The organism is Candidatus Saccharimonadaceae bacterium ML1 (assembly GCA_030253535.1).
In the GTDB taxonomy this organism is placed as follows: Bacteria; Patescibacteriota; Saccharimonadia; order Saccharimonadales; family Saccharimonadaceae; genus Saccharimonas; species Saccharimonas epibionticum.
Genome location: CP124550.1, coordinates 734,616 through 755,433, shown reverse-complemented (window position 1 = coordinate 755,433; position 20,818 = coordinate 734,616). Strand labels below are relative to the sequence as shown.

The window sequence follows — 20,818 nt, the reverse complement described above, 5'->3', positions numbered from 1 at the left end:
GACGCATATGAAACAAATCCAACCAATTGCCCTAACGAACGACGAGGCGCTTGTACTGCAGCAAATAACTGAAAACGGCGAAGACGACGTGATCGGCTTGTCGCACGGGCTGCGTATGAGCCGTTCGCGCGTGGCGCAGCAGCTGGAGCGGCTGCGTGCGAAAAAACTCGTAACGATCAAGCCAACCTGCGGTGATTTGTGGGTGCGGGCCAGCAAACGCGGCCGCCAACTCGTTCGGTATATGTGGCCGGAGATGGCGCCAGCCTACTAAATTTTTACCGAGGAAGGTATACTGTAAGATACATGAAGATTTTAGTCGTAGATGACGAGATACGAATCGCCGAGGCGATCAAACAGGGGCTTGAGCTTGACGGCTATGCGGTTGACGTTGAGCACGACGGCGAGGATGGTTACAATGCGGCGCGTGCCGATGAATACGATGTGATCGTGCTTGATGTGATGATGCCGGTAATGAATGGCTATGAAGTGGCGAAAAAGCTGCGTGCTGCCGGCGACACAACGCCGATTATTTTGCTTACTGCGAAAGATCAAAATCGCGACATTGTGCAAGGGCTTGATAGCGGCGCCGACGACTATCTCGCAAAGCCATTTAGCTTTGATGTGCTGGGAGCACGTATCCGCGCACTGCTGCGCCGCCCGCAGGAGGTACTTGATAATGTACTAGCCGCCAAGGATGTCAAGCTTGATACGGTGAATCGGACGGTAACGCGTGCTGGCAAGCTGGTGAAATTATCAAGCAAGGAATTTGCGATTTTGGAATATTTAATGCGCAATAAAAACCAAATCATGAGCAAGCGAAATATTATGACGCACGTGTGGGATTTCGACGCTGATATCTTGCCGAATAACGTTGAGGTGTTTATCAATTATTTACGCGGTAAAATAGATAAACCATTCAAACAATCCGAGCCGCTCATTCAAACAGTGCGCGGTTTCGGCTATGTGATCAAGGACGGCGCATGAGATGAAGCATGTGCGCCGCCGCGATGTGCTGCGTCTAGCGGGTACATATCTCGCTATTATTATGGTGATGAGCATCGTGTTTAGTTTTGTGCTGTATAATTTTTCGGCGCAGGAATTTCACCGCCGTCCAGAGCGGCGGCGTGCTGACTCAAAATTCTCGCCAATTGTAATCGACGATGAGTCGCTGAGCGTGAGCGACTACTTGTCGAAGCGCGAAGATTTCGCGATGGCATCGCTACGGATCAATTTGGTGATAGTTAACCTAGTAATGTTTGTTGTGGCGTCGCTATTGAGCTATTTGTTGGCGCAGCATACTCTGCAGCCGATTGAGGAAAATATGGCAGCGCAGTCGCGCTTTGTGAGTGATGCTAGTCATGAATTGCGCACGCCACTAACAGCATTGTTGGCAGCAAATGAGGTGGCGGCACGCAACACAAAACTCACGCTCGCACAGGCGAAACGAGTCATTGCTGATAATGTTAGCGATGTGACGCGTTTGCAAACATTAGCAAACTCCATGCTCGGGTTACTGAAGGACGACGACATGACTATGACGAAAGAACCGGTGTCGCTACAGGCAGTCGTGAACCGAGCGATGAATTTGGTGGTAGCGCAAGCGGTCGAAAAAAACATCGCCGTCGAGGACGAGGCGATAGAGCTGATGCTACTCGGCGACCGCCAGAAACTAGAACAGCTCGTGACGATTTTGCTTGATAACGCGATCAAATACAGCGGCAACGACACGACGGTTCATATATCAAGCACGCGCAAAGGTCGCCAGGCAGTGATCGCGGTGCGCGATGAGGGAATTGGTATGGACAGTAAAACGGTTGAGCAGATTTTTACGCGGTTTTATCGCGCTGAGGAATCGCGCACAACTAGCGGGTACGGACTGGGTTTGCCGATTGCGCAGCGGATTGTGCAAGCGCACGGCGGTAAGATTTCCGTACGAAGCGCTAAGGGTAAGGGAACGACGTTTACGATTTCCCTGCCGCTTGCCGCAAAGCCGTAGGTTTTTTAAGCTGGATTTAACGCGCCGCCGTTATAGTTTCCTTCATTACTAACTAAGAGAAGGAGGATAAATGAAGATAGAAGATGGATTTAACGCTTCGCCGAAAGCGCCGGCTGCAGCACGGCAATCAGCGGTGAATACGGGGCTGGTAGTTGCAGCGGTATCAATGGCGCTTCTGACTGGCGTGATTGGGTATATGCTTGGTATGCAGTCAAGTGGCAGCCGTTCTCTAGCGGGTTCGCAAGGTGTAGCGCCCGGCGGATCGTCGCAGCAAGGCGGTGCGCCAGGAGGCTCTGGCTCGGCGCCACCGCAGACTGGTTCGTCAGCGCAACAACCACCAAATCAGACAAGTCAGCCGACAAGCAACACGCCGGCTCAAAATCAAGGCGCAAACCAGACGGCGCCAAAAACGAATCCTCAACAACCGGCGAACAGCACGTCAAATACATAATTTTCGCGTTATCGTCCGTAAACGCGGTACAATAAACGTATGCTTACCTACTACCAGTTTGCGGACGGCGCCTTAGAGCGCTGCGACGATGTTAAACATGCCGCTTGGACGCGGTGCGAAAATCCGTCGGCGGACGATTTGTTTCATTTGCATCAGCTTGGGCTGGATGATGATTTAGTAAACGACGCGCTTGACCCGCATGAGATACCGCGGATTGAGCAGGGCGACGGCTGGGTATATTTCATCACGCGGTTGCCAGGCGTTGATGATAATTTCAATGATTTTACGACGCCGATAATGTTTGCGCTTGGTGAGCATGTCGTGACGCTTAGCCGTGAACGTATGGGGCGCGTGTGGCAGCCATTTGTTGACCGTACGCGGATTCAAGCGCCATCGCAAACGCAATTGTTCTTGGTGATGGTTGAAGCGATGCTGCGGTCGTACCAGTCGCGCGTAGCACTGATCAACCGCCAGACGCGCGCTGTTACGGGCGATGTGACGACTTTGCGTTCGCGCGATATCGCGACGTTGGTAGAGTTTGAGCGTAAGTTGAACGACTATTTAGACGCGTTGATTCCGACGAATGTTGCGTTGGAGCGCACGCTGAATACGCGCTATAAACTCATTAAACTCGGCGAAGAGGACCAGGGGATCGTCGAAGATTTGTCGGTTGATATTGAACAGTTAATCGCGCGGTGCAAGTCGCTCTTGCGCACGATCCAAAATGTGCGCGACAGCTTCCGCGCCGTTATGGATACGCGCCTAAACGAAACGATGCGGATTTTGACGGTCGCGACGCTCGCGCTAACGATTCCGACGATGCTTGCCGGGCTATTTGGCATGAATGTCGACTTCCCATTTGATACGCACGGCGTGATGGCATTCTGGATTATTGTCGCTGCGAGCATCATCACGGCGATTGCGACGGGGTATTATTTCTTGAAAAAACGCTAGCGTCTCGTAATCCGTTCATGCTTGCATGCTGGCAGGCGATGCGTTATGATGGCTCAGGTTCGCGAGCCGCGCGCGATATATAATGATAGCCAAAAGGTCGAGCGCGCAAAATCATGGCGAGCCGAATCGTGCAAACGCACGCACTAATAGGAGAGAATATGTCAATAACTGTATCGTTTGCGCCTAGCCGCAGCAGGCGAATTGCGGTGGATATATTGCCCGCGGTGTGGCAGCGGTATATTGTATACTGATTGCGGCAGCGGCATGAAAAAACACCCTGGTTGCAGGGTGTTTTCGTATGCATGATTCTTCGGCGGCTAGTTTTCGCGTGGTAGTGCAATGCCGTGCTCTTTGAGCGCAGGAACGATGACGTATTTTTCGAAGTCGTCGGCGTTCGCCCAGACGTACGTTGCGTTTGAGTCGGTCTTGCTTGTCGAGATGATTTTACCGTTTGAAACTTTTTGATTGCCGACGTCTTTTTTGCCGATAAAGAGCGCCGGTGTTCCGCCGACGCCGGCTTTCGCGCCGACAGCGAGGTCGTAGTCGATTTTTTTGCGGATTGAAGCGCTATCAAGATGCTCAGAAAATTTATCTTTGTTAATCCCAAGCTCCGCTGCGAGCGACACAAAATAGTTCGTGCGCGCTGCGCCCGTTAATTCGACCCAGTTGCTGCGCTGCTCAAATAATTTATCGTGCATTTCCCAATATTTGCCTTCTACGCCGGCTGATTCGGCGGCAGCGGCAGCAGCAAGTGCATTCGGATGCGCATTCGTCAGCGGATAATTACGGAAGACATAGCCGATTTGCCCTTTATATTTTTCGACGACTTTTTTGATGATCGGATGCGCTGAATTACAGCCCGGACATTGGAAATCGGCGTACTCAAATAAAATCACTTTGCTTTTCATATTGCCGTAGGTGTGGTCGGCAATATTACCATTATCGGCAGCAGCGGTTTGTATAGCGGTAGGGTCGACATTTGCCACGTCTACTTTGTTGTTGCGCGACAAATAAATCAATCCGCCGATAATCGCCACGCAGATTGCGGCAAAAATAATCCAGGCTCGCTTTGTCATAATCCTCCTTCGTTTCTCTTTGTAAAGTATAGCGCGCCGAGCCTCGCCAAGCAAGCGATACTGCGGTACAATGAAAGCATGCAGACGCTTTGGGTTTTGACTTTCGCCGCACTATTTCTCGCGCTCGTTGCGGTAGCAAGTATAGCGCCGCGGCGTACTGTATTATCGTCGTATGAATTGCAGCGCCGGCGCGCCGCGGGCGATGTGTCGGCGGCAGAAGAGCTGCGCCGCAGCTTGCTTATCAATGACATACTATCGCTGCAGAAAGCGGTTGAAGCACTGCTGCTGGTTTGCGCGGTGCCGTGTGCAATTATGGCATTCGGCTGGCTGGCGGGCGTGCTGATTGCGGTATTCGTAGCGCTCGGATACGGCCGTATTGCGCATAACGGTATGCTAGCGGCCGTCGCCGACCGGTATTATATGATGCTTGAGCCGAAGTTATTGCAGTTTGTCGAACGTTATCCGAGCATCGGTAAACTATTGCGGAGCGTCGCGGCGCCGCCCGAAGCAAGCCTGCTCAGTTCGCGCCAAGAATTAGAGCATTTAGTAAAAGAATCGGGCGCGATTTTGACCGCCGACGAAAAACGCCTTATCAAAAGCACGCTCCATTTCGACGATAAAACAGTTGAAGAAGTCATGACGCCGCGCGGCGTGATTGACGCAGTGAAAAAGGACCAGCTAATTGGACCGCTTTTGCTTGACGAACTGCACAAGACCGGGCACAGCCGCTTTCCGGTTATGGATGGCGATATTGATCATATCGTCGGCGTGCTCTATATCCGCGATTTACTGACGCTTACAGACAAGCGCTCGCACCGCGCAGAGACGGCAATGGAGCGAAAAGTTTATTGTATCAATCAAAATCAAAAACTTGAAAAAGCTCTGTCGGCGTTTATCAAGACGCGCCATCATTTGTTCATTGTCGTGAATGATTACCGTGAAACGGCAGGTGTCGTTACGATTGAAGATGTCATTGAAGCTCTGCTCGGGCGTAAAATTGTCGATGAAGATGATGTCGTTGTCGATTTGCGCGCCTTTGCAGCAAAAAATCCGCGCCACAACAATAAAAGTTCGGCAGCGACCGACGTTTGATGGTATACTAAAGGTGTAATACATGCAGTATGTTTCTGTTTTTATTCAAGTTGCAGTACTCGTGATGTTGGCGGCGATTTGCTCTGGGCTGAATATCAGCCTGATGTCGTTGCCGCTCGGTGATCTGCGGCGCAAGGCGAAGCTTGGTAACCGTGCGGCGCAAAAAGTGTTGCCTCTGCGGCGCGATGCTCATTTGTCGCTTGCGGCAATCTTGTTTTCAAATATGGCAGTGGTGTCAGGTAGCTCGCTATTGTTGGAACATCATTTTAACGGCTGGATTGCCGGCATTGCGACAACGTTGCTCATGGTGGTGTTTGGCGAAGTGCTTCCGCAAGCGATTTTTATCAAATCTGCACTGAAAACCTGCGCATTCTTTGCGCCGCTGATCCGCGTGATGATTATCGTCGTTTATCCGGTGGTGAAACCGCTGGCGCTGCTGCTTGACCATCTGGTTGGCGTCGAACACCGGCGATTACTGACGCGCGCTGAGCTTGGTCTGCTGATCAGCGAGCATAAAATCGGCAGCAAAAGCGAACTTGATGGCGGCGAAGTCGAAATCATCCAAAGCACGCTGCAATTAAGCGAAAAAACCGTGAAAGAGATTATGACGCCGATCAAGGCGGTGCAGTGGCTAACGCTTGATACGATTCTCGACGAGCGCATGGTGAACGAAATCATCGCGCGCGGCTATAGCCGCATTCCGGTATTCGACGATAAGCTGACAATGTGCCACGGCGTGCTGCTCGCAAAAGACATGATTAATATTGACTTTGATGATAATCCGGTGCCGCTTTGGTGCTTTCCGCTCCATAAGACGCGTCTGGTCGGGGCGCGGACAGCACTTGATACAATGTTTCATAAATTCCGGCGTGTCGGGTCGCATTTGGTGCCGGTTGAGCAGAATGACCGAATTATTGGTATCGTGACAGTGGAAGATCTGCTTGAAGAGACGATTGGACACGAGATTGCCGATGAAATTGACCGCGATTTACACAGGAATTAGCACTCTACTTGTATGAGTGCTAGTAGTGCGCTATAATAACGGAAGGCTATGGCAAAACGAGATTATTATGAAGTGCTTGGCGTTAGTAAAGGCGCGAGCGAAGATGAAATTAAAAAGGCTTTCCGTAAGCTGGCGGTTAAGTATCATCCAGACAAAGCGGGCGGCGATGAAGCGAAATTCAAAGAAATCAATGAAGCTTATGAAGTGCTGAAGGATAAGCAAAAACGCCAGCGCTACGATCAATTTGGACATGCGGGCGTTGGCGGTGCTGCTGGCGGTAGCGCGGGCGGCAATCCATTTGAAGGCTTTAATTTCAACGGGCAAGATATTCATTTTGACTTTGGCGGCGGCGGTGCATTCGGCGATATTTTTAGCCAGTTCTTTGGCGGCGCAGGCGGTAGCCGGACAGCAGGCGAGGCGCGCGGGCGCGATGTCGAAACACGCGTGACATTGAGCTTTGAAGAGGCAATTTTCGGTAAAGACGTAACGCTATCGCTAACACTTAATGATGTATGCAGCCACTGCCACGGCACGACGGTTGAGCCTGGTTTTGAGCTAAAAGAATGTCCGACGTGCAAGGGTGCGGGGCAGCAAGTCCGCGTGATGAACACGATGTTTGGCCCGATCCAGCAAGCAGTGACCTGCGAAACCTGCCATGGGCGCGGCAAGGTCCCGGAAAAAGAGTGTACGCGCTGCCGCGGCACGGGTGTTGAACGGCGCGAGCAAGACATTACGGTGAAGATTCCGGCTGGGATTGACGACGGCGCGACGATTCGTTTGCGCGAGCATGGCGAGGCTGTTGCCGGCGGCGTGCGCGGCGATTTGTATGTGCACGTACGCGTGCGGGCGCATAAAAAATTCACGCGCGAAGGCGATCTGATTTTAAGCGAAGAGCATATTTCGATGGTTGATGCTGCGCTCGGAACAGAGATCGACGTTGAGACTGTCGACGGTATTATCACGATGAAGGTGCCAGCTGGTACGCAGTCGGGTACGGATTTCAAACTGTCTGGTCACGGCGTGCCGCATTTGCGGAGCGATCGCCGCGGACCGCACATCGTTAGCGTTATCGTTGACACGCCGACAAAATTGACGAAAAAACAACGCGAGCTGCTTGAAGAATTCGATGCCGCAAAGCGGCGCGGGATATTTTCGTAGGGTTGCACGGATCGCAATAAATTACAAGCCGCCGAAATAAGAGTATCTAACTAGTATTTCTCTCAGTTTTGCTATACTAAGAATAACCGCAAAGAGGAAGCAGCATGGGATTTATATTTTTTGTCGCAACAGTTGTTCTCGCTATTTTGTTGTCGCAAAAGAGCAGCCAGGCGAAGCGTACGGTTGATCCGATGAGCGCGTCGTATCGCCAGGGCTATTGGGACGGCGTGCGCGCGGCAGAGCAAGGTGCGGCGCATTCGCCCGAAACGGCTAATATTGCCGTACTGCCCGTTACGCCCGAACCAGCCGGAACATTTGCGGCGGCAGATGAGAGTGGTAATAGCACGCCCGTGGACGAATTGGATTCAGCTGCTCCATTCCGAAACAAGCCTGCTCAAGCGAAAGAGTATGCTGTACCCGCGCCGGTGCAGCCGCCGCCTTCAGTAGGCTCTGTTGCCCCGCCGCCGTATGGTAGCGCTCCGCCGCCGCAACCGTCATCGCACGTAACGATTAATATTGCGCTGTATGTTGCCGTCTTGCTGCTTGTGTCTGGTATTATTTTGTTGGCGCAGACATTTGCACTTGCACCGTGGCTGCGTATGGTGCTTGTGTGGCTGCTGATCATTGCATCGTACGCAGCGGGTTTTGTGTTACAAAAGCATATTCCGATGATTCGCCCAGCGGCGCTGGCACTTGTCGGTACGGCGCTTGCAAGTATTCCAGTGGCGGGTATTACAATGTACGCGCTCGTGCTGCATGATGCCGCCCTGTGCTGGTTTATTACATCGCTTATTGGCGTGGTAATGTATATGTTCGCTGCCATTACGTTCAAAAATCAATTCTTGTCATATATTTCTATCTTGTCGCTCTTTACAGTATCAATGTCGCTGCCGGCGCTGGTTGATGCGCAATTGGCGTGGTATTACGTCGTGATGATTGCATTTGGTGGCGCGATGACGCTCTTGAGTTACGCAAAGATTCCAGGCGTGCCGAAATTGTTCGTGCAGCCAATCTATACGTCAAGCTTGGTGGCGGTGCCGTTAGCGCTTTTCGCGGCGACCGTTTCAGCGGCAGTGCTAAGCGTTTCGGAATATACGGTGGTGCTCGTTGCCGGGTTGCTCTACTATATTGCACAAGCACTAGCAGCGTCGGATAAATCGGTACGCAATTATGCGGAATTTTCAGCGCGATTACTTACGCTGGTGGCGGCGGGTACTGCTGCGGCGTGGGCGAGCGGCACATCGTATATCGCGATCAGCTTGTCGGTGGCGCTTGCGCCGCTGCTTAATGTGATTGTGTCGCTCCGCTACTTGCCTGTCGGCAGCGTACGAGCGTCAATTCACGAGGTAATGCTATGGATTGGATTTTTCACGGCGGCGTTCGTCGCGCCGTTGCTTGCATCGGCTCCATCTTTATCGAGGAGCGACGCCGCACTGGCGCACCCAGAAGCGATACTGCAGCTAGCGGAATTAGTGCTTGCTATGGTGTTGTCTTTGTTCGCGGCGGCGCGGTTACGCCGCTACGGACTGTTGTGGCCGGCGGTATATATTATTACGGTGCCGCTATTGATTGTTGTGAATAATATCGTACATATATCGTACGATGTATACATCACGATCTACATGGCGTGTGTTATAGCGGTACTCGCGCTGCGCTTATTAATGAAACGGCTTACGCCAAGCGCTGGTGCGCTTGTCTACGTGTCGATGAGCGTATGGTTGCTGTTTGCGGTATTCTACATAGCTATGTATGAGCTCGCACTGGGGCATGATGTCTCATGGTGGTATGTCGGCTGGTGGGTGCTCCTTGCGGCGGCGTTTTATTATGTTGCCGCGGTTGAAAAACTGCGCTGGATGGTATTGTGTGCGCATGGCGCGGCGTTGGCGGCGGGGTGGTTGCTTTGCGCTAAGTGCGGCTTTAGCGCTGCGCAAACTGTCGTAACGCTTGGCGGCGGACATAGCGCTACGGCGATTGCGTTAGCGGAGTATTTCCGCTGGCGCAACCATGTTTCGCGCACCGCGGCGATGTATCGATGCGCCGCGATTGGATATGGCGCAGTTATCGGTCTCGCGGTGCTCGCGATGAGTATGGCGAATGAATGGCGCCTGCTAGCGTGGCTGCCGATCGTAGCGATAGGCGCGCATGCGGCATACCGCCAAAAGGCAATCGTGATGATGTATGCACTTCATACCGTGCTTGTTGTGCAAATCCTGCTTGCCGGTATCGCGTGCAATTTATCGTATGTAGAGATTTTCGCGCTAGCGGCATGGCTGCCGTTTGTAGGGTTTGGAGCGGTAAGCGTGCTGGTGCGCGCAGTAAATCGGGCTACCGCCAAGACAAAAACCTGGTGGTGGTCTGGCGCGGCCTGCGCATTAACATTTGGCAGTCTTGCGCTTTTGTCGGATCAGAATTATCCGATGCGCTCGGCGGGATGGTTGGCGGCGGTAGCAGCGATGTATGTGCTCGTGTATGTTGCGCGCCGCGCCGCGTTATTGTATGCCGGCAATATGATGAGCGTTGTGTTGGCGGCATTGTTGTGCGCATGGTGCGGCGTATCGTTTAACGGGACGCTTGTAGCTATTGCGGCGTTTGGATTGATTGGATTCTACGGCGCAGGGTGGTTGTACCGTTTGTGGCGCGGTACCGGGCGAGTGTGGAATGCAATGCTCGTGTCAAGCTTGACGGCGGCTGGTTCGGCTGGGCTATTGGCGTTGTTATCGTCGGACATAACTATCGTAGCGGGTGCGGCAGCGATTTTGGTTGGCTCCGGAGTCGTGTTTGGCATACAAAGCTATGAGATGAAGCAGCTGGGATTTGCGGAATGCGGCGTTGTTATCGCGATGCTTGGTGCGCAGCGTTTGCTATACGTAGCGCTTCCCGATACGCACGCGCTCGTGTATACGCATCTTTGGGCGCTTGTTGCGGCGGCATTGTATGCTGCATATTATGTGTGCAAACGTCCAATAGAGAGCATGTGCCATCTCGTAACGCTATTATGTCTCGTGACGATTCCAGGATTGGCTGCCGCGTTTATTGATGGCGGCTGGTATCAATTACTATTTCTCGTTGAACACGCGGCGGTCGTTATTATGGGCGTAGCGACTGCGCGCAAGCTTACGTCGATCTGGGGCGCGGTCGGCGTAACAGTGGCGATTCTCTATATGCTGCGCGAGTTTCAGGCGCTCTTAAATATCACGATCGGGCTGCTCGTGCTAGCGGCTGTGATTTTTGCGATCGTGCGTGCGAATCATAAAAAACGCATATAGACGAAACGGCGCGGTAAATGAATTGACACAAAACGAATAGAATTATAAAGTAGCACTATGAATGGCGGAAAAGTCATCATCGGGCGGACAGCGCATATTGTAATTCCGAGCGAAAGTGCGCGCAGTATCCGCGTGAAAATTGATACGGGTGCGGACCGGTCGTCAATTTGGGCGTCAAATATTGCCATGAGCGACGACGGCGAGCTTTCATTTACGCTTTTTGCGCCGGAATCAAAATTTTATAGCGGTACGGTGTACCGGACGAAAAACTTTGAGGCGAGCAGGGTGCGCAGCGCGTATGGCGACTTGCAAGTAAGATTTCTTACGCATCTGACGATAATTTTAGGCGGTAAGAAAATCCGCGGCACGTTTACGCTTGCTGACCGGTCGAAGAATAGATATCCGGCGCTGATTGGCTGTAAGATCTTGAATAAGAAATTTCTGGTAGATGTGTCAAAGGGGTTCATTCGGGAAAATAGATCAGACGACCTCACTCAAGAATTGAAACGCGATCCGAAAGCCTTTTTTGAAAAATATTATCATAATAATCCGAGAGGAGATATTATCTGATGAAAATCGCTATCCTATCTAATGGTCCCGGAAACTATTCGACGAAACGGCTCAGAGAAGTTGCGAAGGCGCGCGGACATACGGTGCGTATCATAAAGTACAAAGAATGCTACGCTTCAATTGAACAAAATAATCCAGTCGTGAGTTACCGCGGCGAAGACTTAAGCAGCTACGACGCAATGGTTCCGCGCATCGCCAGCTATATGACGCGTTACGGCACAGCGATTGTTCGCCAGATGGAAATGCAAGGCGTATGGACGATTTCCAGCTCTATCGCTATTACGCGTAGCCGCGACAAACTACGTTCAACGCAGTTGCTTGCTCGAGCAGGTGTAGGAATCCCGAAAACGGTGTTTAGCCGCAACTCAACCGATATTGACGATTTGCTTGAGAAGCTTGGCGGTACGCCGGTGATTATCAAATTAGCGCGCGGCACGCATGGCAACGGCGTCGTGCTTGCGGAGAGTAAGAAGGCGGCGAAATCGGTGCTGCAGGCGTTTTATCTTACGAATGAAGACGGCACAAACGTATTGCTGCAAGAGTTCGTGAAGGAATCGGCGGGAACGGATATCCGCGCGTTTGTTGTCGGCAGCCGCGTCGTGGCAAGTATGCGGCGCCAGAGTTTGGATGACGATTTCCGCAGCAACTTGCACAAGGGCGGCGCCGGTACAGCAATTAAATTAACCGATGAAGAGCGTAAAATGTGCGTGAAAGCGGCGCGGGCGATGAACCTGACTGTTGCCGGCGTTGATTTCATGCGTTCGGCGCGCGGACCGCTGGTGCTGGAGGTAAATGCTAGCCCAGGCTTCGGCATTGAAAAAAATACAGGGCGCGACGTGGCGACACCGATCATTGAATACATTGAGCGTAACGCCAAGCGGCGGCCGAGGAAAGACAAGGTCGGAGCGTAACGGCTGGCACAATGCATGAAGCAAGCGGTTGATGTTCTATTACGAGCCACGAAACGTACCACTTGATTTATGCGGCAAAATGATCAATGATCAAGGTATGAGTGATATAATTACTTACCCAAAATATGCTTGTCAGTTTTGCGGTTCAATGAAAAAACTTGTCGAGACAGTTATTGATGATGAATTTATTTGGAACGACGAAGAAAAACGCTACGAACCGGATAAATTCTCTGATAGCTTTGAACATACAGGCGAGGAGCGTTGCGCATGCTGCGGAAAAGAATGGACGGGAATTTATGAAACGACGCAGCAATCTTTTAATGCCAATACACCAACTTGGTCTTGTGATGATTGATTTGCCTGAAGCATGGCATTGCCCATGCTAAAATAGCAACATGACCTATCTCATCATTCTTGGAATCTACCTCGCGATTTTATTTGCGGTGGCATGGTTGAGTCGGCGAAATTTAGGTGTGCCGACATTAGCGCTCGCGGCAGGCGCGTTGCTTGCGGATGCGTGGGCGAGCAGTTTGGCGCCGGTCGTGGCGCAAGCGGGGCTCGTTTTGACGAAACCGCCGCTGACAAGCGTGGTGGCGGCGGTGTTGACGCTGTTGCCGGCGCTCATCGTGATGGTGCGGGCGGGGCGCGCGTCGTCTCGGTGGCGTAGCGTTACGGGAGCGCTTGTATTTGCAGTTTTTGCGGTTATGCTGACGTACGGCGCATTTCGCGCTGCGGTCGAGATGGACGATGCAAGCCGGCAGTACGCAGCGTATATTATGCAGTATCGCCATACGATTATCACAGTGTGCATTGTTTGTGCGGTCATGGAAATTAGTTTTCGGCGCCAACCGCATGCGAGTGCGGCGGATAAAAAGAAGAAATAGAGCGAAGCAACGAACGTAGACGCTGCGATTTCGCAGATTTTTATTGCGTGATAATAAAAACCCACTCCTACGGAGTGGATAGGTTTCAAAAAGTATGGAGGGTCCAGTGAGGCTTGAACTCACGACACCCTGCTTAAAAGGCAGGTGCTCTAACCAGCTGAGCTATGGACCCGAACGATTCGTATTATACCGCTTGTCGGCGGGTGAGTCAAGCTGTGGTACTATCGGGGTATGAATTGGCTGCGCGAGCGGATTCATTTGATGTGGCATGTCGCGGCGCTGTGCTACGGTGCGGTTATTGGCGTCGCGGCGGCGCAGTGGATTCGGGCAGATATTCCCGGGTGGATCGCTGGGCTGGCGGCGCTCGCCATTTTCGCAGTTATTATCAAAACGCCGCAGCGGTATATGATTGTGCTGGCGGTAGCGGCAGGCGCGTGCGTAGGACTGGTGCGCGGGTCGGGCGATCAAGCATGGCTCGCGGTATACGAGCCGCTGATTGGTCGCCAAGTAGTGTTGTCTGGCATAGTGAAAGACGACGCCGACGTAGCGGCAGGCGGCGGTTTGCGCTTGCAAATTATTGATGTAGCGTTGGGTGAGCGGTCGCTGCCCGGGCAGATTTGGGTGACAATCGCGAAGCCGGGCAATATCAAGCGCGGCGATCGGCTGAGGCTTAGCGGTACGCTGCGCGCTGGGTTCGGTAACTATGCAGCGTCGCTGGCGCGGGCGTCAGTGCTCAAAATTAAGCGCGTGCCGGGCGGCGATCCGGCGCTAGAATTGCGCGATGGTTTTGCGGCGCAGGTGCGGCGGGCAATTCGCGAGCCGGAAGCGAGCCTCGGTATCGGCTTTTTGCTGGGCAAAAAGAGTGAACTGCCGCCACAGTTGTTAGAAGCGCTGAAAATCGCCGGACTGACGCATATCATCGTGGCGAGCGGCTATAATTTAACGATTTTAGTGCGCTTAGCGCGGCGTTTGTTTGAGAAAGTATCGAAGTTTTTGGCAATGTTTGCAAGCGCGGGGTTGATTGGCGGATTTATGGCGGTGACCGGTCTCAGCCCGAGCATGACGCGCGCCGGCCTCGTGACGGGGTTAAGTCTATGGGCGTGGTATTACGGCCGTAAATTTCATCCGGTCGTACTGCTTGGCATGGCGCTCGCAATAACAACGCTATGGAATCCGAGCTACGCGTGGGGAGATGTCGGCTGGCAATTGAGTTTTGCGGCGTTTGCGGGCGTTATCATCGTTGCGCCGATTATGACGGCGTACTTTTTCGGTCGGCAGACTGCGCCGGCGATCGGGCAAATTTTACTGGAAACGTTGGCGGCGCAATTAGTAACCGCGCCTGTTTTGCTGGTGGCATTCGGGCAAATTAGCGTGATTTCGCTTCTTGCAAATTTACTCATCGTGCCGTTTATCCCATTCACAATGGTGCTGGCGGCGGGCGCGGGCGTTGGCGCGATGGCCGCACCCGGCTTGGCGGCAGTATTGGGGTATCCGGCGCAATTCGTACTGTCGTGTATGATAGCGGCAACCTACTGGTGCGCCGAACAGCCGTGGGCACAAATCACGCAGCAGGTTGGCTGGGTCGGTGCTGCGGCGTGGTATGCGGTGTTGCTCGCGGCAGTGGGGTATATGAAACGCGCGAGCGGCTACAGATTGCGCGACGCGTCGGTAGTAGAATAGCGCGCTGCTATCTGTTATAATCGTAATAAATTGTGATGTAATTAAAACAAAGGAGTCGGTATGTCAGGACACAGCAAATGGGCGACGACGCATCGCCAGAAAGCGATTGTTGATGCTAAGCGCGGCGCTATTTTCACGAAAATCGGTAACCAGATCGCGATTGCGGCGCGCGGCGGTACCGATCCGGCGACGAACTCAGCGCTAGCAATGGCGATCGAAAAAGCAAAAGCTGCTAATATGCCAAATGCCAACATCCAGCGTGCGATTGACCGCGTGAACGATAAAAATGCGGCAGCGCTTGAAGAAGTGACGTATGAGGCGTACGGTCCAGGCGGCGTCGGCATTATTGTTGAGGCGGCGACCGATAATAAAAACCGCACGTATCCGGAAATCCGTACCGCATTGACCAAAAACGGCGGCACAATGGCAGACGCAGGCAGCGTGATGTTCCAGTTTACGCGCAAAGGCGTGATTCGCGTGGCGGCCACCGGTGAGGACGCGCTATTGCAAGTGCTTGATGCCGGCGCGGAAGATGCGGTTGAAGAAAGCGGCGGGCTGACTGTTTACACCGACATGAAAGATCTAGCAAAAGTCCGCGCAGCGCTCGTACAGGCCGGGCTGAACGTTGAAGATGCTGAATTGCAATATGTTGCTAATAACGACGTGCCGGTTGGTGATATTGAGACTGCGCGCAAACTGATGAAGGTGCTAGACGCAGTCGAAGAGCTGGACGACGTCACGAACGTCCATACAAACGCCGACATTACCGTTGACATTGACGAGTAGTTTGCGCGCCGTAATACGCTTTGGTATACTTTACGTATTAAGCGTAAGTAAGGAGATAAGCATGAATGTAATGCGACGCGGACTACTTATGATACTGATTGCTGGACTGGTGTTTCCTGCGCCAGCAGCACTGGCGGTTAACGCGCCGCCTGACAATACGGAAAGTTCGGCAGCCGAACACGCAGCGGCGCAGCCGGAAATAGCCGCCAAATCTGCGGTTGTGAAGCCTGATACAACTTCTACGGCGCAAACTCAACCTGTTGCGGCAGCTGAATCTGAACCGCCGGCAACGCCGCTAGTTGCGCCGTCTGCGCCGGAAACTTCTCCTACGTCCGCAGCGCAAACTGCCGCACCGCAAGCAGATGCAGATGCGTTGACGCCGCCATCGGCTCAAGCTGCTGCCGCTGATTCATCTACAATCTCGCCGCCAAAGGTTCTCGTCTCGAAAGTAAAAATTGGTCCTAGCGCGGAAGAGTTTGTTGAATTGTATAATGCGGGCAACGAGGCGGTAAATCTGAAAGGTTGGCGGCTGCAATTCCTGAAAGAAGGTTTTACGGGCGGCGCGCGCGAACAGACGCGGATTTTGAAAGATTTTGACGATGCAGCACTGAAGCCTGGAGAATTTTATGCGGTGCGACACAGTAAAAATGAAGCACTCTCTGAAATTCGCGAAGTATTTGACGACAGTTATAAAAGCGGTTCGCTTGCTGCAAATGGTTCGGTGCGGCTCGTGACGGCGGCGGGCGAAGCGGCGGACTTGATCGGATGGAATAAAGCGGCAGCGTTTGAAAAGTTTGCTGCAAAGATTGATTCAAAAAAGCAAAATGTTTTGCAGCGCTGCATAGGCGCTAATGTCGTGCGCGATAGTGATAATAACGCGGATGATTTCACTGCCGGAAATGAATTTTCGCTTGGACAATTTATCAACTGCGCAGCGCCGGAGCCACCTAACCCGCCGCAGCCGAGCCAGTCTAGCGATCCATCGCCGCCTGATAATCCGCATGAGCCGGCAGTGCCGCCTAACGCTTGCGCTAACATAAAACTAACCGAAATCGGCGCTAATCTCGACGATCAATTTATTGAAATCTATAACGCGGGCGATACAGTAGCTAATCTAAACGGCTGCAAGCTAACGACAAGCAGCAACAAAAAGCAATATGGATTTGGCGACAGCGAGCTTGCGGCGCATGATTTTTTGACAGTAAACGTAAAAGAAGCCGGCTTAAAACTTGGCAAAACGACCGGTACAGTGCGAATACTGAATAGCAGCGGCGAAACGGTCGACGAAATCCACTACGAAAAATTACCAAAAAATACGTCGTGGAGTTTGGTTGATGATGATTGGACGGCGACGTACGCATTCACGCCCGGGCGCGGCAATGTCGCGGAGTTGTGGCTACCGTGTCCTGTCGGAAAAATTCGCAACGAGCTGACGGGAAAATGCGTTAAAGAAAAACAAACGCCAGTTGAGCGCGAGCTGCAGCCTTGCCAACCGTGGCAATACCGCAATCCTGAAACTGGTCATTGTAAAAATTACGCAAAAGTTGCAACGGTAAAGCCGTGTAAAGACGGGCAATACCGCAGCGAAGAAACGGGTCGTTGCCGTTCAATCGCGGCAGCAGCGGCAAAAGTACTTAAGCCATGCCGCGACGATCAGTTCCGCGACCCGAAAACTGGGCGTTGCAAAAAAATCGCGAGCGCCGATAAAACGCCGAAACCGTGCAAAGACGGCTGGGAGCGCAATCCTGAGACAAACCGCTGCCGCAAGAAGAAATCAGAAAGCGTAAAGTTAACATCGTACCCTGTTGAGTCAGACACGGCAGCTGCGTCAAGTTATGCGATGTGGTGGGCGGTCGGCGGCATCACGGCGGCAGGCTCGGGCTATGCCGGCTGGGAGTGGCGGCGCGAAATTACACGATTATTCCGGCGCATACGCTTGCCGTGGCAAAAATAACAACCATGCGTATTATTGGTATTGATCCCGGTACGGGCATTCTCGGATTTGGCGTGATCGACGCCGTGCGCGGACGCGTGAAGCTGGTGACGGCGGGCGTGGTGACGACGCCGGCGCATACGCCGCTGCCGGAGCGGCTTGAGGAGATTTACCGTAGTTTAACGGAAATCATCGCCGAGACGAAGCCGCAGCATATGGCGATCGAAAAGCTGTTTTTTACAAAAAATATTACGACAGCAATTAGCGTAGCGGAGGCGCGCGGCGTAGCGACGCTCACAGGACAGCAGGCGAATCTTAAGATTTATGAATACACGCCGAATGAAATCAAAAAATCGATCGCGGGCTATGGCGCGGCAAAAAAACCGCAAGTGCAGGAAATGGTGCGATTGCAATTAGGACTAACAGAAGTGCCGAAGCCAGACGATTGCGCCGATGCGCTGGCTGCGGCGCTGACGCACGCTTTTATGCAGCGCGGACACGCGGTATAATGAAACAGTGGATAGTTTATTATTGAAAAAGAAGCAGTCAAAAATGAAACCGGCGCGCATGGGGCGCTATGCGAATTTAGGGCGGCAAAAGTCGCCGCACCGCCGTCCAAAGTGGACGCCGCCAGGCAAACTTGGCGAGTTTGTAACGTGGTGGCGCGGGCTGCCGGCGAAGAAAAAAGCGTTGTTTATCGTACTGCCGATTCTTGCATTTTTGATTATCGTGCCGGTTGTCACCTACATTATGCTTGCGAACGACATAAAAGACCCAGAGCGGCTAATGAACCGCAACAACACCGGAATTGTGCTGCAAGATACGAACGGTAAAGCGTTTTATAGCGTAGGACGGGCGGAACACCGCAGCGATGTGGCGCTCGCGAATATTTCTGACAGTATGAAAAAAGCGCTGATTGCCAGCGAGGATAAGGATTTTTATAAGCACGGTGGCTTTAATCCGCTGAGTATTTTGCGCGCGCTGGTGACGCGGACGGGCGGCGGCTCGACGCTGACGCAGCAGCTGGTGAAAAATACTCTGCTGAGCGACGAGCATAGTTATTTCCGTAAATACCAAGAGCTCTTTATGGCAATTGCCGTAGAGCAAAATTACTCGAAGGATCAGATTTTGGCGATGTATTTGAATTCGGTGTATTTCGGCGAGAATGCGTTCGGTGTCGAAGAGGCTGCGAAAGCGTATTTTAATACGACGCCGGATAAGCTTGATGTAGCGCAGAGCGCGATGCTCGTCGGGCTGCTGCCGGCACCGACCGCGTATTCGCCGATTAGCGGCAATAAAAATTACGCGAAAGAGCGTCAAAATACCGTGCTGTCGCGCATGGTGAAAAACGGCTTTATCACCGAGGATCAGAAAAATGCCGCCGCTACGCAAGAGCTTGCGTATGGCGCAGGCGCGAAGAAAAACGAAGCGTCGATTGCGCCGCATTTTGCGGAAATGGTAATTAGCCAACTGAGTAAAAAGTACGGTTATGAAAAAGTCATGCGCTCGGGCTATCAGGTGAAGACGACGCTCGACGCATCGGCGCAGCAAACGTTAACGGGTAATATCGCCACGCAGATGAAGTACATTAACCGTATGGGCGGCAGCAATGCGAGCGGCATTATCGTCGACCCGACGAACGGCGAAGTCCGCGCTCTGGCTGGCAGTGCCGACTACAATAATGAAAAGTGGGGAAAGGTCAATATGGTGACGACGGCGCGCCAGACAGGGTCAAGCTTCAAGCCGATTTATTACGCAAATGCCCTTGCTGACGGCACGATAACGCCCGCAACCGTATTCGACGACAAAGTGAAGGATTTCGGCGGCGGGTACGTCCCGCGCGATGCCGACCGCCGCGAAACGAGCCGCGGCAAAGCGTCGGTGCGCCAGGCACTCAACTGGTCGCTCAATATTCCGAGCGTGGAGGTGATGCAAAAGTATGGTATCTCGAAGTCGATTAGCGCTGCTAAAAAACTTGGCATCACCACGCTGAGCGACAACACGAGCGGCTATGGTTTGTCGTTGGCGCTTGGTTCGGCGGAAATTCCGCTGGTCGAAATGGCGAATGCGTACGCAGCGTTTGCAAACAACGGGCAACAGTACGATGTGACAATGGTGTCGGAAATTAACAATAAATTCGGCAAGCAAATCTTTGCACGTGAGCATAAGGGACGGCAGGCGATTAGCCAGCAGGGCGCATATTTGATTTCAAATGTACTGAGCGATGCTGCGACGCGCGCCCGGATCTTCGGCTCGTCAATTACAGTGCCGGGCAATCGTACGGTAGCGGTCAAGACAGGCACGACAAACGATAACCGCGACGCCTGGGCAATCGGCTATAATCCGCAATACGTCGTCGGTGTGTGGGTCGGCAATAACGACAACACGGTGATGCGCAGCGGCGGCAGCGACATGGCGGGTCCGATCTTCAAAGGCACGATGTCGGCGCTATTGAAAGGCAAGGCTGATGTGAAGTTTAATGTGCCGGGTGGTATCGTGCAGCGTGCTGTTTGCCGCGAGAACGGCGGTTTAGCGGCAAAAGCGGGCGGCAACACTTACAACGAATATTTCATGAGCGGCGCGTTGCCAACCGAAAGCTGTAACGCCGAGCCGACGACCATCAGTGTCTGCAACCTCGCGACGGGCAAAGTCGAGTCGATCAAAGAAGACGAATTTAGCGAGTCGAAATATTCAAAAGACACAGCAAACTGTAAGGCAGCGGTCGAGCAAGTTTGCGATCTCTCAACCGGCAAAGTCGTATCAATTGACGCAAATGAATACAATAGCACAAAGTACTCGCGCGACACTGCAAACTGCGCTAGTAGCCAGCGCGTCACCGTCTGCGATACGCAAACAGGCAAAATTGTCGCGATACCAAAGTCGCAGGCAACTGCTTCGCGCTATTCACGCGACACTGCAAACTGCGTCGCGAAAGATGATGATTCGGACAACGACAATACCGGCGGCGGAACAAACAATAATGGCGGCAGTACAACTCCGAGTAATCCGGGCGGCAATACGACGCCAACTAATCCGTAGGACGGTTGATAATGATAGC

At 52.7% G+C, this 20,818-nt stretch carries 19 protein-coding genes and 1 tRNA gene; 18 read left to right on the top strand and 2 right to left on the bottom strand.

All coding sequences use genetic code 11. The annotated features are described in order from the left end of the window. Window positions 1-7 precede the first annotated feature (7 nt). The 5 genes from SEML1_RS03940 to SEML1_RS03920 all read left to right on the top strand — a co-directional run bounded on the left by SEML1_RS03940 (window position 8) and on the right by SEML1_RS03920 (window position 3,401). Window positions 8-271 (top strand): MarR family transcriptional regulator, encoded by a 264-nt coding sequence (locus SEML1_RS03940; RefSeq protein WP_376753918.1) that lies wholly within the window; start codon window positions 8-10, stop codon window positions 269-271. Window positions 272-303: 32 nt separating this feature from the next. Then, window positions 304-984 carry a response regulator transcription factor gene (locus SEML1_RS03935; protein ID WP_376753917.1) on the top strand — a complete coding sequence of 227 codons (681 nt, stop codon included), beginning with the start codon at window positions 304-306 and terminating at the stop codon, window positions 982-984. Between the two features lies 1 nt (window position 985). Further along, window positions 986-1,996, top strand: coding sequence for a sensor histidine kinase (locus tag SEML1_RS03930; protein WP_376753916.1), 1,011 nt, complete (start codon window positions 986-988; stop codon window positions 1,994-1,996). Window positions 1,997-2,066: 70 nt separating this feature from the next. After that, window positions 2,067-2,447 carry a hypothetical protein gene (locus SEML1_RS03925; RefSeq protein ID WP_376753915.1) on the top strand — a complete coding sequence of 127 codons (381 nt, stop codon included), beginning with the start codon at window positions 2,067-2,069 and terminating at the stop codon, window positions 2,445-2,447. A 39-nt stretch (window positions 2,448-2,486) separates the two neighbouring features. Then, complete coding sequence (locus SEML1_RS03920) at window positions 2,487-3,401, top strand: magnesium transporter CorA family protein (protein WP_376753914.1); 915 nt, start codon at window positions 2,487-2,489, stop codon at window positions 3,399-3,401. Window positions 3,402-3,718: 317 nt separating this feature from the next. Here SEML1_RS03920 and SEML1_RS03915 read toward each other — a convergent pair whose 3' ends face one another. Further along, window positions 3,719-4,477: a DsbA family protein gene (locus tag SEML1_RS03915; RefSeq protein WP_376753913.1), complete on the bottom strand. Its 759-nt coding sequence runs from the start codon at window positions 4,475-4,477 to the stop codon at window positions 3,719-3,721. Window positions 4,478-4,555: 78 nt separating this feature from the next. On the opposite strand from SEML1_RS03915, the gene SEML1_RS03910 reads away from it, so the two are divergent. The 8 genes from SEML1_RS03910 to SEML1_RS03875 all read left to right on the top strand — a co-directional run bounded on the left by SEML1_RS03910 (window position 4,556) and on the right by SEML1_RS03875 (window position 13,361). Then, window positions 4,556-5,569, top strand: coding sequence for a CBS domain-containing protein (locus tag SEML1_RS03910; RefSeq protein ID WP_376753912.1), 1,014 nt, complete (start codon window positions 4,556-4,558; stop codon window positions 5,567-5,569). Window positions 5,570-5,591: 22 nt separating this feature from the next. Beyond that, the gene (locus SEML1_RS03905; protein ID WP_376753911.1) at window positions 5,592-6,572 is read left to right on the top strand and encodes a CNNM domain-containing protein; all 981 of its coding nucleotides are present in this window, start codon (window positions 5,592-5,594) and stop codon (window positions 6,570-6,572) included. A 48-nt stretch (window positions 6,573-6,620) separates the two neighbouring features. Continuing rightward, window positions 6,621-7,730: a molecular chaperone DnaJ gene (gene dnaJ, locus SEML1_RS03900; protein ID WP_376753910.1), complete on the top strand. Its 1,110-nt coding sequence runs from the start codon at window positions 6,621-6,623 to the stop codon at window positions 7,728-7,730. Between the two features lie 104 nt (window positions 7,731-7,834). Then, entirely contained in the window at window positions 7,835-10,996 is a 3,162-nt protein-coding gene (locus SEML1_RS03895) for a hypothetical protein (protein ID WP_376753909.1), read from the top strand. A gap of 57 nt (window positions 10,997-11,053) precedes the next feature. Further along, window positions 11,054-11,566: a putative ATP-dependent zinc protease gene (locus tag SEML1_RS03890; protein WP_376753908.1), complete on the top strand. Its 513-nt coding sequence runs from the start codon at window positions 11,054-11,056 to the stop codon at window positions 11,564-11,566. Beyond that, a complete protein-coding gene (rimK, locus tag SEML1_RS03885) occupies window positions 11,566-12,477 on the top strand; it encodes a 30S ribosomal protein S6--L-glutamate ligase (protein ID WP_376753907.1) in 912 nt (303 codons plus the stop codon). The genes SEML1_RS03890 and rimK overlap by 1 nt, the downstream gene beginning before the upstream one ends. A 31-nt stretch (window positions 12,478-12,508) precedes the next feature. Then, a complete protein-coding gene (locus tag SEML1_RS03880) occupies window positions 12,509-12,832 on the top strand; it encodes a hypothetical protein (RefSeq protein ID WP_376753906.1) in 324 nt (107 codons plus the stop codon). A gap of 40 nt (window positions 12,833-12,872) precedes the next feature. Next, window positions 12,873-13,361, top strand: a complete 489-nt coding sequence (locus SEML1_RS03875) for a hypothetical protein (RefSeq protein WP_376753905.1) — start codon at window positions 12,873-12,875, stop codon at window positions 13,359-13,361. Window positions 13,362-13,456: 95 nt separating this feature from the next. Here the strand turns inward: SEML1_RS03875 and SEML1_RS03870 are convergent. Continuing rightward, window positions 13,457-13,533: transfer RNA gene (locus SEML1_RS03870), tRNA-Lys, on the bottom strand. 59 nt (window positions 13,534-13,592) lie between these two features. Here SEML1_RS03870 and SEML1_RS03865 point away from each other — a divergent pair. The 5 genes from SEML1_RS03865 (at window position 13,593) to SEML1_RS03845 (ending at window position 20,799) form a co-directional block, all read left to right on the top strand. Next, window positions 13,593-15,041: a ComEC/Rec2 family competence protein gene (locus SEML1_RS03865; protein WP_376753904.1), complete on the top strand. Its 1,449-nt coding sequence runs from the start codon at window positions 13,593-13,595 to the stop codon at window positions 15,039-15,041. Window positions 15,042-15,101: 60 nt separating this feature from the next. Continuing rightward, window positions 15,102-15,827, top strand: coding sequence for a YebC/PmpR family DNA-binding transcriptional regulator (locus tag SEML1_RS03860; RefSeq protein WP_376753903.1), 726 nt, complete (start codon window positions 15,102-15,104; stop codon window positions 15,825-15,827). Between the two features lie 61 nt (window positions 15,828-15,888). Continuing rightward, complete coding sequence (locus SEML1_RS03855) at window positions 15,889-17,781, top strand: lamin tail domain-containing protein (RefSeq protein ID WP_376753902.1); 1,893 nt, start codon at window positions 15,889-15,891, stop codon at window positions 17,779-17,781. 5 nt (window positions 17,782-17,786) lie between these two features. Further along, window positions 17,787-18,269 (top strand): crossover junction endodeoxyribonuclease RuvC, encoded by a 483-nt coding sequence (gene ruvC, locus SEML1_RS03850; RefSeq protein ID WP_146424991.1) that lies wholly within the window; start codon window positions 17,787-17,789, stop codon window positions 18,267-18,269. 7 nt (window positions 18,270-18,276) lie between these two features. Next, window positions 18,277-20,799, top strand: a complete 2,523-nt coding sequence (locus tag SEML1_RS03845) for a transglycosylase domain-containing protein (protein ID WP_376753901.1) — start codon at window positions 18,277-18,279, stop codon at window positions 20,797-20,799. The last annotated feature ends 19 nt before the right edge of the window (window positions 20,800-20,818 follow it).